Genomic DNA, 13,779 nt, shown 5'->3' on the forward strand with positions numbered 1-13,779 from the left:
AATTTTTTCCTTACATCTGTTTTGTGTTTTATGTCTTCTGTCTTGTGTTTTTGATTTATTAGATTGGAAAAGTAGACAAAGAAAGTGATAGTTCAAGAAAGCAAGCGTATTTTTCTGTCAAAAACCAAAGGTTTCACTGGTAAAAAAACCGCTGCGGCAAACCCGCTACAGCAGAATAGTCACCGGCTTTTTACAACCGTTCTGAAGACTTCTGTCATCTTTTTGTGATTTTGTTTTCTACTTCCTATAAAGTTTCCCTAAGGTCTCGTACAATATTCGCCGACAAAGCCATTAGCGCTATAATGAACCCCCTATAGCGAACTCCGTTAACAGCGGTTCAGCGCCATTGCATCGCGGTGGCTCAACAAGAATGATAAAAGAAGCTACGGAACTGGCTAGATATGGCACGAAAACCAACAAAAACAGCCACATTCGTCTGGGAAGGTAAGGACAAGAGTGGACGGAAGGTCAAGGGAGAAATCCAGAGTGGTAGTATTGCCCTGGTCAAGGCCGAACTCCGTAAGCAGGGAATCAGCACCACAAAAGTCAGAAAAAAAGGTATGTCACTGGGCACAAAGGGCGGCAAGATCAAGCCCATGGACATTGCCCTGTTTACCCGCCAGCTCGCTACCATGATGAAAGCAGGTGTACCCCTGCTTCAGGCTTTTGATATTACCTCTGACGGCATCGAAAAGCCTGCCATGAAAGATCTCATTGGCAAAATCAAGAATGATGTTGCCGGTGGTTCCACCTTGGCCGACGCTCTGAGAAACCATCCCATTCATTTTGATGACCTCTATTGCAACCTGGTCGCTTCCGGTGAGCAGTCAGGCTCTCTGGAGTCACTGCTGGACAGAATCGCCACCTACAAAGAGAAGACCGAGGCCCTCAAGGCAAAAATCAAAAAAGCAATGAAATACCCCATCGCAGTCGTGGGTGTTGCGATGATCGTAACCGGTATTCTGCTGGTCTATGTAGTGCCTCAGTTTGAGGAAGTATTCCAGGGGTTTGGAGCCGAGTTGCCTGCCTTTACCCAGCTGGTTATCGGTATCTCTGAAGTGGTTCAGAGTTCATGGCATCTGGCGATAGCCGTTCTTGTCGCCTTCGGATTCCTGTTCAAAAAACTGTTGCAGAAGTCCAAAGCAACCAGAGACAAAATGGATCGAATCACCCTCAAGATCCCGGTGATTGGTGTTATTCTTGATAAATCAGCGGTAGCCCGATTTGCCAGGACTTTATCGACGACGTTTGCCGCCGGTGTCCCCCTGGTGGATGCCCTCGATTCGGTTGCCGGTGCTGCAGGTAACGTCGTCTATTTCGATGCTACCCAACGGATCAAGGAAGACGTATCCAGCGGTCAGCAACTCCAATTTGCCATGAGAAACTCCGGCATATTCCCTGCCATGGCCGTTCAGATGGTGTCGATTGGTGAAGAATCTGGCGCTCTGGATGAAATGCTCGATAAGGTCGCTACCTTTTACGAAGACGAAGTCGACAACATGGTAGATGGACTGACCAGTTTGATGGAACCTTTGATCATGTCGGTTCTTGGTGTGCTGGTTGGTGGTCTTATTATTGCCATGTACTTGCCTATCTTCCAGTTGGGGTCTGTTGTGTAGAAACATTTTGATGATGACCTGAAAAAAGCACTGGAGGCTGGTGATTTAGTGGAGATTAGCTATGAGTGATTTACTGGACGCAATGCATGAAACCTCCAAGGGCTTGTATGACGCTGGCATTATGAATACCACGACCATGCACAAGTTCGATGCACTATGTTTACCACCAGTAAAGGCGTTGGCTCCAACGCAGATTAAGCATTTGCACCCTAAATGCAAAGTCAGCCAGTCTGTCTTTGCAGCATTTTTGAATGTTAGCCCGTCCACCGCCGTGCAGAAATGAGAAACGGTCAGCAGCACACGAGGCCGGAATTCTGTCCAATTGGGCTTCAAATGACTCGGGTGACATGATTGGGCGAGGTGTTACGGCGTTTTTGCTAGGAGCCTGACCGAGAATAGCGCCCGTAGCGAGGACGGCAGAAAATTGAGGATGAAAATTCGGTTTAGTGAGGAGAATAGCGAGCTATTTGACGAACAAAAGCGGATTTTCAGACCAATTTGCTGCCGCCGCAGTAGGGCAGACTATTCTCGGTCAGGCTCCTAGCGTGCTGGCTAATTCTATACATGTTTCGACGGGCAGCCACATATCAAGTTTTGTTTCATCTTCTGGATAGGCTAGACAAAAACCATATTGTTCATAAAATGAAACAACGGTTGCCATCATTGGATCAACAAATAATCCGATAGTTGAAATCTGGTCTGCAACAAGTACCGTTCGATAAATAGCATCAATTAGTAACATTTCCCCTAATCTCTGCCCTTGATATGAGGTAGCTACGGCGAGTCTTGCAAGCTTTACGGCACTCAGAGGATGCGGGTACTTCTGGTAATATTGATGTGCCGGAGGAACTGTTACTGAATATCCAGTCAGAGTGTAATAACCGGTGATAGTCTTTGATGACGATTCCTGGCAAGCCACATAGGTTTTTGAAATGTGTTTTACACTCTTTTGTCGAGCCTGCTGTTGTAAAAATCTATTTAATTCTTCAATACCGCAATCAAAGATCTTGCGATCATGATTGCGTGTGATTTCCTCAATGATTAGTGACATTCACAGTGTCCTTATAATTCCTGGCTGCTTCCAATAATTTCCCATTTGCTTTAGGAGGATTTTCCAGGGCTTCAAATAGTGCATCAGCCCCCTTCATGGAAAGTTGTAATGATTCAGTTTGTGTTATCACAGTGCGAGCCTTCTCCATTGCAGAATCAATTAGAAACTGAGAAAGAGATGCACCGGAATAATCAGCAGCTCGTTGGATAATGTCCTGAATATCCTTGGATGTTCGTGCTACAAGCCGTGTTTCTTTACGATCTGGAATTGAGGCCATAAATCACCTATTAGTTAATTATCGAATAGATGTGTGTCATTATGGCATACAGGAAGATCATTAACCAATAAATTAATTGCCTCACCACATGGTATTCGGCCTGCAAAATTGCTTTCACCCGGTGGCTTATGGATTCGTTCCCGAGCTCCTGTGGTTGCTTCATCTTTGCTCTGGCAGGTCTGAAGCCAATTTCTGCCAGCCTGGTTCTGTTCAACAAGAGAACCAACGGTTAATTCACACAGGTCAATACTGGACCTCGCAGGTTCCTGAGAAATCCATCCTGTACCTCTGCACCGGTCACAGATCCCGGCCAGGCTGAAACTGCCTCACCAATTCGGCAGTTCTGTGCTGACACCATTCCCAACAAAATGAAGTCCCAAGCGAACACATGATATCGAGACTCAATCCTGCGGCTATAGTACCTTCTGTCTTCGCTTCACAACCAGCGTTATCTCTGGCTGTGCAAGACGCACTTCCGGTCCTGCCCAATTTGGAACGCACTGCGTTCCAGTTTGCAAAAGCCAGATAAAAAGCGCATGTAAAGCAGGTCGCGACATTCGCCTATGCGTAGCCCCTGTGCGTGGAGTTAGCTGTCATCGTCAGCATTTTGGATACGGGGGTAGTTACCTGAAATTTCAAAGAGTGAGTGAGCTATAAGTGCAAGCCTATAAAGAGAAGCCATGCCAGTGTGATGAATATATGCATCATTAATAAGTGCAGCTATGGCTCTTTCATTTTCTGTATCTGAATTGTAATTTGCCTGGCTACCATTGTAAAAATGGTTAAATCTTTTAAATGTATTAAAATCCCAATCTCTAGTCCTGTTTCTAATAAATTTGATAACTGAAGATCCTCGACCGAAATTTCTTTTAAGCTTAGCTAAGGCTTCTTGTTCGTGGAGCGTATATTCTTGAGTGTTTTTTCCCAAATCCGGGTCATCTCCATAATTAAGCCATTGCCCTACAATATCAGAGCAATAACTTGTATTCTTAACCATAATAATGCCTGTATTCGGTAAATGACCACCATCTAAGAAATCTGACTCTTCATAGTACCAGTAGTCCCGAGAAGTTATAATGCAAACTTTCTCATCAACTGAATCTATTATTTTATCAAGATGGCTTTGATCATTCTTGAAATCATTGATCACAATATCATCATCAATCCAGGCAATCCATTTCCCAGGTTTTACCCGACCCTCTTTCAGGAATTTCTTAATTAAAAATATTTTCCCCCAATAAGGCTGCATACCTTGCATCCAATTCATCAAATCTACTGAGTCATCATCCTGACTATTCTGGCTAAACAATACAAACTTATAGTTAGTGCGTCTTGCTTTTGAAAATGCCAAATGATTTTTTGCAACGGCCAGTGAATAGGGTTTCCAGGTTCCTCCCGATAGAATAAAGTCTATATTTTTCAATCCATGTATTGCATTGCCATCAATTTCAGAGGCATTTGGAACAGAAGAAAGAGCTGCTTTAAGAATATTTGGCTTGTTGAAATTTGTCTTGGAATATCTAGAATAATTATCTCGATATGATTTAGATTGTCCTTCAAAATCAGCTTTATTACTGATTTCTAATTCAAGGTTATTTTTAACATTCACATATAAATAACTCTCTTTAGAAAGCTCTGTATAAATATATTTATTTAAATTATGCTTTTTATCCTCATTTTCTATTTCAGTGATACTTTGCTCATATGGGCTTTTCCAGAATCTATTATCACCATCGCTTGGAATTGTGCTGTCAGCTGAAAGCCATAAAGGGATTAATGATAGAGAAATGTATCTATATTTTTTCATAACGCTTAGAATTCCATTTAATATTCATATATTTTCGGCATCATCATGATATTTTAAACAGGATGGGATGCAACTAACAAAACCTTCCAACCGACGCACCTCAGGCGTGCGGTTGAAGGCGGACCCGCTGTGTCATGATTATTGTCCCGGTTATTAATTAATCTACTAATAAAACCGTCGGCGGTAGACAGTTTATCGTTCCTCGTTATTCTGAAGAACGGAAAGCCGCTATAAGTACCTGGCCAGTTGGTTTCGCATATTCTGGCGAGTGGATTTTTTCATCCTTCAAGGCGCAACGACGGGCGCGTAGCCATAGCTACGCAACCAGAGTTGGAACGCAGAAGGGTGGAAAAAGCCGCCGTCCAGAATATGCGAAACCAACTGGTTAGGTACTTATTATTGAAAAAGCTTTTACCATCCGTTAATCGCTCTGTTCCCTGCGTTGACTAAGAAAAAGGCATTAGCGAGTGGCTGGCAGCATTTGAAGCGATTGCTGCAGAACTCTAGACAAATCCACACTGACTATATTGGGTGCCTTGGCTGGTAACAGTTTCCGGCACCTGTCAGTATTTTTAATACATTGTCATTATGGTCTGAGTCGCTGGCAGGCCATAAAGACTTTCAAAGGATAACCCGACAACTCAATTGAGACTGCACCCAAGAATGCACTGACGCCAAAAATCAAGTAGAGTAACCCCAGAAACAGCCATGAGCCATAGTGTCGCTGCTATCGAATTATAATGCGTCTCTGAACCTGAACGAGTGGCACTTTAATACTAAGAAAACCGGATTTATTGACTAATGGCACTCATAGAATTACTGCAATCTTCGCCCACTTACTTCTACCTGACCCTGACTCTGGTCGGCCTTCTGGTCGGTAGTTTTCTCAATGTTGTTATTTTGCGCCTGCCGGTGATGATGGAACGTCAGTGGAAGCTGGATTGTCTGGAAACACTTCATCCGGACAAGGTGCCCACTGAGATGGAGCCTTATAACCTGATCAAGCCCGACTCCACCTGTCCAGGCTGTGGTCACAAGATTCGGGCCTGGGAAAATATTCCGGTTATCAGCTACCTGTTTTTGAAAGGTCGTTGTTCTTCCTGCAAAGCCTCTATTTCTGCCCGCTATCCGATCATTGAGATGATCTCTGCCCTGCTGACCGTTGCTGTTGGTATCTACTTTGGCGCCACTCTCCAGACAGTTTTACTTTGCTTTTTAGTCTGGTCCCTGCTGGCATTGACCATGATTGACCTGGACACCCAACTGCTGCCAGACAGCATTACCCTGCCCTTACTCTGGCTGGGCTTACTGACCAACAGCTTTGAATTATTTATTCCGTTGCAGGACGCAGTGCTGGGTGCTGCTGCCGGTTATCTTTCGCTCTGGTCTGTTTACTGGTTATTCAAACTGCTGACGGGCAAAGAAGGTATGGGCTATGGTGACTTTAAACTACTCGCTGCGCTCGGTGCCTGGATAGGTTGGCAAATGCTGCCACTGATTATTCTGCTGTCTTCACTGGTAGGAACCATTGTCTCAGTGGTACTGATCATTCTCAAAAAACAGGAACGGAGCAAACCTGTTCCTTTTGGACCTTATCTGGCCGCTGCCGGTTTTATTGCCCTGCTTTGGGGGGAAACACTGGTTCAATCTTATCTGCAGATTATGGGGCTGTGAGCTGAGCATGAGTAAGTTGGTTATTGGCGTAACGGGCGGCATCGGCAGTGGTAAAACAGCCGTTACCGACTACTTTTCCAGTCTCGGTATTACCGTGGTGGACGCAGACCAGGCTTCAAGAGAAGTGGTGGAACCCGGTCGGCCAGCTCTGCAAAAAATTGCAGAACGACATGGTCAGGATATTCTTACTGATGAAGGTACACTGGATCGAAGAAAACTCAGGGATATTATTTTCAATGACGACAGCGAACGTGTATGGCTGGAACAGCTGCTGCACCCTTTGATCCGTCATCAAATTATTCAGGAACTGGCAGCGTCTGAGTCTCCTTACACCATCATCGTTTCACCGCTTCTGGTGGAAACCGATCAACATGTGCTCACCGATCGCATTCTGGTTGTCGATGTCCCTGAAGACATTCAGCTTTCAAGAACCATGAGTCGGGACGGCATGGGCAAAGAACAAACCCGGGCCATTATGGCCAGGCAAGCCTCCCGGCAACAGAGGCTGGAGAAAGCCAGCGACGTAGTTGATAACAGCGGCTCTCTGGAGCAGCTGTTTCAACAGCTGGATGAGGTTCACAAGACTTACATGGCTTTGGCAAACGCATGAGCCCTGTTGGGGAAGCCTGGTTTTGCCCGGACCCTCAAATGCCCGGACGCCATCCGTTGGTAATCGGGTATCGGCGGTCTCGCCCAAAACCACGGGGAGTAATGCGAACCCCGACCACCGCCTGCCGACGTTTGAACTCATTAACATCAATCAGGCGCAGTACCCGATAGACAGTATCCCGGTCAAAACCGGATTCGATAATGGCTTCCGCGCTTTTATCTTCTTCCACATACATTTCGATGATTCGATCCAGTTCATCGTAGGGAGGCAGGCTGTCTTCATCCACCTGATCCGGTGCCAGTTCGGCGGAAGGCGGGCGATCGATCACTCGTTGCGGAATCACATAGCCCAAAGAATTTCGGTACTCGGACAATTCAAAAACAAGCGTTTTTGGCACATCTTTCAGGGCATTGTAACCACCGCACATATCACCATAGAGCGTGGCATAGCCTACCGCCATTTCACTCTTGTTACCGGTAGTGAGGACCATGTAACCTTTTTTGTTGGAAATAGCCATCAGCATAACGCCCCGGCAACGGGACTGAAGGTTTTCTTCTGTAGTGTCCTTTTGGGTATTCTCAAACTGGGCACTCAGCGTTTCCATAAACGCATCAAACATCGGTGCAATGGGCATGACGGAGTAATCGACACCCAGAATATCGGCTTCTTCACGGGCATCTTCCAGACTAATGTTTGAGGTATAACGGAATGGCATCATAACCGCCTGCACCCGCTCAGCGCCCAGGGCGTCAGAGGCAATGGCCAGAGTCAGAGCGGAATCAATACCACCAGATAAACCTAAAACAACGCCTTTGAAGCCATTTTTATTCACATAATCACGAACACCTGTAACCAGAGCTTTGTAAACCCTTTCATGAAGGCCTGGCAGCTCTGCGACGTCTTCCTGGTCAAAAGCCTTGTCTACTATGTCGAAACGGGTTGTGTAGAGACCTTCAGCAAAGTAATCGGCCCTGACAGCAACCTGCCCATTGCCGTTCATAGCAAAAGAGCCACCGTCAAACACCAGTTCATCCTGACCACCCAGCAGGTTGACATAAAGCACAGGAAGACCCGTTTCCAGACAACGGCTGCGGATGGTTTGGTAACGGATAGATTGCTTATCTTTGTGAAAGGGAGACGCATTGAGACTCAAAATCAGCTCGGCCCCGGCATCCGCAGCCTGCTGGGCTGAAGAGGGATACCATAGATCTTCACAGACAGTCAGTGCCAGCGTTACCCCTTTACACTCAAAGACACAGGGTTTCTGTCCCGGCATGAAATAGCGTTTTTCATCGAAAACCTGGTAATTCGGCAGATGTTGTTTGGCGTATCGGGCCACCACCTGACCGTCTCTCAACACCACGGCCTGATTTTCCAAACCATGAGCCCCCATGGCGGGCAGTCCAATCACCAGGTCAACGCCTTTAATCACACTGAGCTTGCTGATGGCCTGCTCAATTCTTAACACCATACTGGGCCTGAGTAACAGATCTTCAGGGGGATACCCACAAAGTGTCAATTCAGGAAAAACCACCAGATCGGCCTGATGCTGATCACGGGCTTCTTCAGCCGATTCGATCACCTGTTGGGTGTTGCCGTCGATGTCGCCCACCTTGAGGTTAAGCTGAGCCATGACGATATTGAGCTTTGCTGACATTGAAAAGCCTGATGTCTTAATCTTGAATCTGAGAGCAGGCTATTTTCGACGATGTTGCAGTCGGTGTAAAACTCAAAATGATCCATGATTATGGGGAGGCTAGAAATCACCCTCAAAATCAAAGTCCATATGTTCTGCAGGCTCCTGAAGAAAGTCGCCCTGGATGAAATCAACACCGGTATGCCACAGTGGTGCCATTTCAACAGCACTCTGAACCTGGGGAACAATCACTTTCTGACCTTTTTCCGACAGCGCCTGAACCATTTTCTTGAGCTCTTCGCCCTGATTTTCGCTGGTCAGATCTTTGGTGAAAGACGGATCGACCTTTATATAGTCCAGAGTCATTGAGGCAATGGTTTCCATAGGGTTCAAACTACAGCCAAACTCACTCACTCCAGTACTGCAACCCAACTCCTTGACCGCCTTGAAAAAGTCCGGTGCCTGTCTATTGAAGCGGACAATATTCTGCTCACTGACTTCCACAACCACGGATGAAGCAGGAATACCTGCTGCCTTAAGTGCAACGCCCATCCAGGGCAGGAACTCCTTCTCAAGTATGGCGTTACCGCCGAGGTGCATAAAGAGTCGGATTTTATCCTTTGTGCGGGTTTGGTTCAGAAGCGCTTTTCCTGCTTCTATGACCTGCCAACGATCGACTTTGCTCCAGAGCGCATTTTTATCGAGCTTGTTTCGGAATGCCACTGAGTCATGTTCACGACCTCTGGCATCCACCATATGCAGCTGAACTTCAAAGTGCTTTTCAGAAGAACCTTTCAGACTGACCACAGGCTGGTACTTCAATTTGAAATTGTCATTTTTCAACGCCTGACTGACCATGCCTGCCAGATGCTTCTCCACAGAACTGACCTTATTAATTTTACGTTTCTGGAAGAAACAAATCTTTCCGCCACCTTCTTTTTGAGCCTGTGTGGCAGCATGACGGGCTCTGACCAGCTGAGTATTTAGATCGCTGCTGGAATCGGTCAGTATGACACTCCCCAGACTCAGCTTGACGGGAAGCTCATTTCTTCCCAGTGTAACTCTCTCGTGTGTAACACCCCTGATAACTTGATCGGCCAGCTCCCGCACTGCCTTTTCATCACTGGCCTTAACCAGAGCCATAATACAGTCGCCGCTCCAACTGGCAGCCTGATGTTCTATCAACACCAATCCGAGTCGAGAACTAACTTCCTTGTAGTAAGGCTGGCTGACTCTTTTGCCTCCTTTGGCATGAAGTGCCCGCAGTGAATCGAGAGTAATACAGAGCAAGGCAAATTGGTCTTTACCTGCAACCACTCTCTGCATGGCAACATCCAACTGCTCCTTGAAAGCTTCTTTATCATAGAGGTGGGTTTCACTGTCGGGACGTGCGACTTCAACGTCTTTCTGCCCAATTTCCGAAGTTCCTTCGGATTCCTGGGTTCTCACCAAAACGCTCAGTGTATAACGCCCCTCATAGGAAGTAGGACTGACTATAGCCCTCACAGGCACTTCCTTATCCCGATCAGCCAGCAGTGGACATTGAATGGCTGCCAGTGCCCGACCACTGTCTTCGATACTGTTCAGGAAGTCACCCACTTCCCTGCGATCTCTGCCCGCAACCAGATCAGTAAAGGGTTTACCGACAAGACTGGCGTTGCCATCAACCCCTACCAGCTCATTAAATGCCGGGTTTGAGTATTTAATCTGACCTTCACTGATGTAGATGATGGCATCGACCTGATCATCCAACAGGTGACGCCTCTGCTTCTCTGATTCATTCAGGGCAACACTCATGCGTCGGTAGTGACGGCGGGTATTAAGGTCGGCAATTTCCCGATCGGAAGTCAGCAGAAGCAGTTCATCATTGTCCTGGGTAATGACACTTCTTACTCCCAGCTTAAGCCATTCCAGCTGTTCTTCTTCCTGCTCTTCTTCCTGTTCTTCTGACAACACGATGGCAGGAATATCCCTGCCCTGCTGGTCAACCCGATCAAGCACTGAACTGATTGTTAATCCTTCTGGCAAGCCTGCTGATGAGATAATCAGCAAATCCCATTTCTGATGACCGGACAGGGCTTCTTCCAGACTTTCCATAGCGATGACATGATGAGCACGGGTCGGGTATCCGGCATCCCGATAGACATTCAGCAGTGCCTCGGCTTCTTCAGAAGAAGCATCCACTATCAACAGCCGGACAGTATCCCTTTTTTCCTGCTCCATGGCATTGACCTGATTCAACGAGAGTTTAAGGCTTATCTCATTCTTATAACTGCCATACGCCTGAAATCATTAGCCCCTGCCAAAAAAACACCCTGTTTTTATCCGTCTGGCTTCTTTGTAAATAATTCTACAGGTTCTCTGACCCTATACACAGATCACGAAAACGCACTTCTAAACTAATCAGAGAAGCGCTAAAAACCGGTCAGATGTGATGGAGCAGTCAAACAATGATAAAGCCAGAGCAATAAACAGCCCTGAGCCTGGAGAACAAGGATTTTCATTAATTGAACTGATGATCACTCTGTTGATCGCTGCGATTATTGTTGCCATGGGACTGCCACAACTGAGAGAAATGTCTAACTCCATCCGTTTCTCAAACATTCAGCAAAACCTGCTGTCAAACCTGCTTTACACCCGCAGTGAAGCCGTTAAAACCGGCAACGATACCATCGCCTGTGCATCCACTGACGGAGTCACCTGCGCAGCAGACCCAACCCTCTGGAGTCAAGGCTGGATCATTTTCACCGATGAAAACAGTAACGGCCTATTTGATTCAGGAGTCGATACCTTGAGACGTTCCCAGACAACAGATTCCATCGCCTCAATCACCTGGAGTAACAACACTCCAATCGTGTTTGAGGGAGATGGCACTGTCAATAACACCAGTTCAGGCAATTTTCTCATTTGCGACAATCTGACAACATCCAAGGTTGCCAGGGGCATCACCATTAACCTGTCTGGCCGGGTGCGCTCAACGGACTCGGTGGTCTGTCCATGAGTTCAAAGCGCTCTCAGGCAGGAATGACCCTGGTGGAAGTTCTGATCACAGTGGTCATTCTGGCTTCTGGCCTTTTGGGAATGGCTGCTTTACAAACCCGAAGCATCAGTTACAACAATATTGCCTACTTCAACTCTCTGTCCAACATTCTTGCTTACGACATGCTCGACAGGATCAAAGCCAACCCGGTCTATGGCCTGAATGGGCCCGGTTATTCTGCCAGTGTCGGCAATGTGCCCGCAGCCTATCCCGATGATTGCGACACAGCAGATTGCACACCTGCAGAGCTGGCCCGCTATGACGTAGCACAGTGGAAGTTCATTCTCGACACTCAGCTCCCCGATTCAGATGGCTCAATTGTCAAAACCGATACACCAGAGGGTCGGAACTACACCATCACGATTTTCTTTGATGACAGCAAAGGTCAGCAGCCCCGCCGTCAGGTGATTCTGAGGAGCACGCTATAAAACATGAATAGTTCCAAGCAGAAGGGACTCAGCCTGATTGAACTGATGATTTCGATGTTATTGGGTATTTTCATCATTACTTCGGTCACTCAGGCCTTTCTTAGCAGCAATAACTCCAATCGCTTGAACTTTCAGTTGGGGCTAATGCAGGAAGCGGCCAGAATTGCTGTCAGCTCCATATCCAATGACGTCCGTGTCGCTGGCTACACAGGCTGTAATACCGATGCTGCAATCGGTAATGCTCTGCTTCAAAACAGTGCTCCCCATGAATGGCTCACTGCTGAACAACCGACACAGGGAATGAATCTTTCTGACACGCGGTCAAAGATGGACGCTCAGGCCACTTCGGAAAGCCTGTTGATCTTCAAAGCCAATCCCGACACTGTTTTTGCTATAACCAACCATGACACATCCACATCCACCCTGACACTGGACCGCAACATCGGTTCGACCCTGCCGGCCGGCGGTGCTGCAGTGATAACCCGTCAGGACTGCTCTCAGGTAGCCCTGATAGCCCTGAGTTCCATCGGCGGCAGTACCCTAACCCATACCACCAGCGGTGTCGGCGATTTCAAGAATTGTGTCGCTCAACTCAAGGGCAGTTTTCGCTGCTATGACGGCTCGACGCCTTCCGGCGCTCTGTCATTCAATCCCGGTTATTTGAAGCCTCTGGAATCTGTGGGCTATTTTGTGAAACCGGATAACGGCCTGCCTACCCTGTTCCGAAAAGAAGCAGGCAATGCCTCAGCACTGGCCATAGTGGACGGCATTGAGGATATTCGAATTCATTACGGCCTCGACACAGATAACGACGGGGTCACTAATCGCTATATCAGCGCCGGTGATCGCAGTTTTCGCCATGCTGACTGGCTGCAAACCACCGCCATCCGAATTCATCTGCTGACGCGCAGTGAAACCGAAATCCTCCCTGTTCCAGCACCTCCGCCTGCGCCCCCGAGAACCTATCTTTTCGATGGTCAACAAGTCACTCAGTCGGATCGCTTCTTACGCAAGGAATATGTCATGACCATGGCCCTGAGAAACAGTGGATAATCATGAGTCATATCAGACGACGTCGCGATGAAGACGGAACCGCTCTGCTCTACACCATGATTTTTTTTACACTCATGGTGATGGCGACTCTGACGGCGGTTCAATTCTCAAGCCTTGAGCAAAGAATGTCAGCCAGCTACCGGACTCATCAGACCGCTTTTATCGCTGCCGAAACCGCACTGCTGGAGGCCGAACGCTGTATCAAAAGCCAGAGCAGTTGCAACGATATCAACACGTTCGCCAGCGATTGCAGTAATGGCCTCTGCTTCAATGGCTCTGACCGTAACAGCATTATCAGCTGTCGGGCCGGGAATGCCAGCCCCTGGGAAAGTGCCGCCCTCTGGGCCGATGCCAGCAAAACCATTGTTGCCACCAGTGTGCCTTCAGGAACCTCAGCCCGCTATACAGTGGAATTCCTCTGCTACATTCCAAGAGTCTTGTTTGGGGTCACTCCCAACCCCGCCAACCCTTCCGACTGGTCAAAGCTTTACCGTGTAACCGTGCTTTCTTCGGTCGATAACCTCAATAGTCAGGTCATGTTGCAGTCCACCTACAAACGGTGAACCAGAAGAAAAAGGATTTCA

Annotated in this window: 13 protein-coding genes; 8 read left to right on the forward strand and 5 right to left on the reverse strand. The window is 47.4% G+C overall.

Annotated features, from left to right (window positions below; genetic code table 11):
* Positions 1-401: 401 nt before the first annotated feature.
* Both ACO6V5_RS11305 and ACO6V5_RS11310 read left to right on the forward strand, forming a co-directional pair.
* Positions 402-1,619 carry a type II secretion system F family protein gene (locus tag ACO6V5_RS11305; protein ID WP_422132974.1) on the forward strand — a complete coding sequence of 406 codons (1,218 nt, stop codon included), beginning with the start codon at positions 402-404 and terminating at the stop codon, positions 1,617-1,619.
* A gap of 61 nt (positions 1,620-1,680) precedes the next feature.
* A complete protein-coding gene (locus ACO6V5_RS11310) occupies positions 1,681-1,902 on the forward strand; it encodes a transcriptional regulator (protein ID WP_422132973.1) in 222 nt (73 codons plus the stop codon).
* Between the two features lie 249 nt (positions 1,903-2,151).
* On the opposite strand, the gene ACO6V5_RS11315 is transcribed toward ACO6V5_RS11310, so the two are convergent.
* From ACO6V5_RS11315 to ACO6V5_RS11325, 3 genes are all read right to left on the reverse strand, one after another.
* Positions 2,152-2,670: a hypothetical protein gene (locus ACO6V5_RS11315; protein ID WP_422412626.1), complete on the reverse strand. Its 519-nt coding sequence runs from the start codon at positions 2,668-2,670 to the stop codon at positions 2,152-2,154.
* Complete coding sequence (locus tag ACO6V5_RS11320) at positions 2,654-2,947, reverse strand: DUF1778 domain-containing protein (protein ID WP_422132971.1); 294 nt, start codon at positions 2,945-2,947, stop codon at positions 2,654-2,656. The genes ACO6V5_RS11315 and ACO6V5_RS11320 overlap by 17 nt, the downstream gene beginning before the upstream one ends.
* 586 nt (positions 2,948-3,533) lie before the next feature.
* Positions 3,534-4,754, reverse strand: a complete 1,221-nt coding sequence (locus tag ACO6V5_RS11325; RefSeq protein WP_422132970.1) for a hypothetical protein — start codon at positions 4,752-4,754, stop codon at positions 3,534-3,536.
* A gap of 801 nt (positions 4,755-5,555) precedes the next feature.
* Here ACO6V5_RS11325 and ACO6V5_RS11330 point away from each other — a divergent pair.
* Entirely contained in the window at positions 5,556-6,428 is an 873-nt protein-coding gene (locus tag ACO6V5_RS11330; RefSeq protein ID WP_422132969.1) for a prepilin peptidase, read from the forward strand.
* A gap of 7 nt (positions 6,429-6,435) precedes the next feature.
* Entirely contained in the window at positions 6,436-7,038 is a 603-nt protein-coding gene (gene coaE, locus ACO6V5_RS11335; protein WP_422132968.1) for a dephospho-CoA kinase, read from the forward strand.
* 34 nt (positions 7,039-7,072) lie between these two features.
* Here coaE and ACO6V5_RS11340 read toward each other — a convergent pair whose 3' ends face one another.
* Together ACO6V5_RS11340 and ACO6V5_RS11345 are read right to left on the reverse strand one after the other, a co-directional pair.
* Positions 7,073-8,695, reverse strand: coding sequence for an NAD+ synthase (locus tag ACO6V5_RS11340; protein ID WP_422137463.1), 1,623 nt, complete (start codon positions 8,693-8,695; stop codon positions 7,073-7,075).
* Between the two features lie 99 nt (positions 8,696-8,794).
* Positions 8,795-10,897, reverse strand: coding sequence for an EAL domain-containing protein (locus tag ACO6V5_RS11345; RefSeq protein WP_422411162.1), 2,103 nt, complete (start codon positions 10,895-10,897; stop codon positions 8,795-8,797).
* Positions 10,898-11,108: 211 nt separating this feature from the next.
* Here ACO6V5_RS11345 and ACO6V5_RS11350 point away from each other — a divergent pair, with 211 nt between their 5' ends.
* Genes ACO6V5_RS11350 through ACO6V5_RS11365 form a run of 4 tightly spaced genes read left to right on the forward strand, consistent with a single transcriptional unit; the run spans position 11,109 to position 13,758 of the window.
* Complete coding sequence (locus ACO6V5_RS11350) at positions 11,109-11,675, forward strand: GspH/FimT family pseudopilin (RefSeq protein ID WP_422132965.1); 567 nt, start codon at positions 11,109-11,111, stop codon at positions 11,673-11,675.
* Positions 11,672-12,142, forward strand: coding sequence for a type IV pilus modification protein PilV (gene pilV, locus ACO6V5_RS11355; protein WP_422132964.1), 471 nt, complete (start codon positions 11,672-11,674; stop codon positions 12,140-12,142). The genes ACO6V5_RS11350 and pilV overlap by 4 nt, the downstream gene beginning before the upstream one ends.
* A gap of 3 nt (positions 12,143-12,145) precedes the next feature.
* Complete coding sequence (locus ACO6V5_RS11360; protein ID WP_422137461.1) at positions 12,146-13,195, forward strand: PilW family protein; 1,050 nt, start codon at positions 12,146-12,148, stop codon at positions 13,193-13,195.
* A 2-nt stretch (positions 13,196-13,197) separates the two neighbouring features.
* The gene (locus ACO6V5_RS11365) at positions 13,198-13,758 is read left to right on the forward strand and encodes a pilus assembly PilX family protein (protein WP_422132962.1); all 561 of its coding nucleotides are present in this window, start codon (positions 13,198-13,200) and stop codon (positions 13,756-13,758) included.
* The last annotated feature ends 21 nt before the right edge of the window (positions 13,759-13,779 follow it).

This window comes from Endozoicomonas sp. ALD068, from assembly GCF_049310145.1.
In the GTDB taxonomy this organism is placed as follows: domain Bacteria; phylum Pseudomonadota; class Gammaproteobacteria; order Pseudomonadales; family Endozoicomonadaceae; genus Endozoicomonas_A.

What these genes read in the sequence shown, in the direction of transcription:
- ACO6V5_RS11305 (WP_422132974.1), top strand. Translation starts at nt 402, where the DNA reads ATGGCACGAAAACCAACAAAAACAGCCACATTCGTCTGGGAAGGTAAG.
- ACO6V5_RS11310 (WP_422132973.1), top strand. Translation starts at nt 1,681, where the DNA reads ATGAGTGATTTACTGGACGCAATGCATGAAACCTCCAAGGGCTTGTAT.
- ACO6V5_RS11315 (WP_422412626.1), bottom strand. Translation starts at nt 2,670, where the DNA reads ATGTCACTAATCATTGAGGAAATCACACGCAATCATGATCGCAAGATC.
- ACO6V5_RS11320 (WP_422132971.1), bottom strand. Translation starts at nt 2,947, where the DNA reads ATGGCCTCAATTCCAGATCGTAAAGAAACACGGCTTGTAGCACGAACA.
- ACO6V5_RS11325 (WP_422132970.1), bottom strand. Translation starts at nt 4,754, where the DNA reads ATGAAAAAATATAGATACATTTCTCTATCATTAATCCCTTTATGGCTT.
- ACO6V5_RS11330 (WP_422132969.1), top strand. Translation starts at nt 5,556, where the DNA reads ATGGCACTCATAGAATTACTGCAATCTTCGCCCACTTACTTCTACCTG.
- coaE (WP_422132968.1), top strand. Translation starts at nt 6,436, where the DNA reads ATGAGTAAGTTGGTTATTGGCGTAACGGGCGGCATCGGCAGTGGTAAA.
- ACO6V5_RS11340 (WP_422137463.1), bottom strand. Translation starts at nt 8,695, where the DNA reads ATGTCAGCAAAGCTCAATATCGTCATGGCTCAGCTTAACCTCAAGGTG.
- ACO6V5_RS11345 (WP_422411162.1), bottom strand. Translation starts at nt 10,897, where the DNA reads ATGGAGCAGGAAAAAAGGGATACTGTCCGGCTGTTGATAGTGGATGCT.
- ACO6V5_RS11350 (WP_422132965.1), top strand. Translation starts at nt 11,109, where the DNA reads ATGGAGCAGTCAAACAATGATAAAGCCAGAGCAATAAACAGCCCTGAG.
- pilV (WP_422132964.1), top strand. Translation starts at nt 11,672, where the DNA reads ATGAGTTCAAAGCGCTCTCAGGCAGGAATGACCCTGGTGGAAGTTCTG.
- ACO6V5_RS11360 (WP_422137461.1), top strand. Translation starts at nt 12,146, where the DNA reads ATGAATAGTTCCAAGCAGAAGGGACTCAGCCTGATTGAACTGATGATT.
- ACO6V5_RS11365 (WP_422132962.1), top strand. Translation starts at nt 13,198, where the DNA reads ATGAGTCATATCAGACGACGTCGCGATGAAGACGGAACCGCTCTGCTC.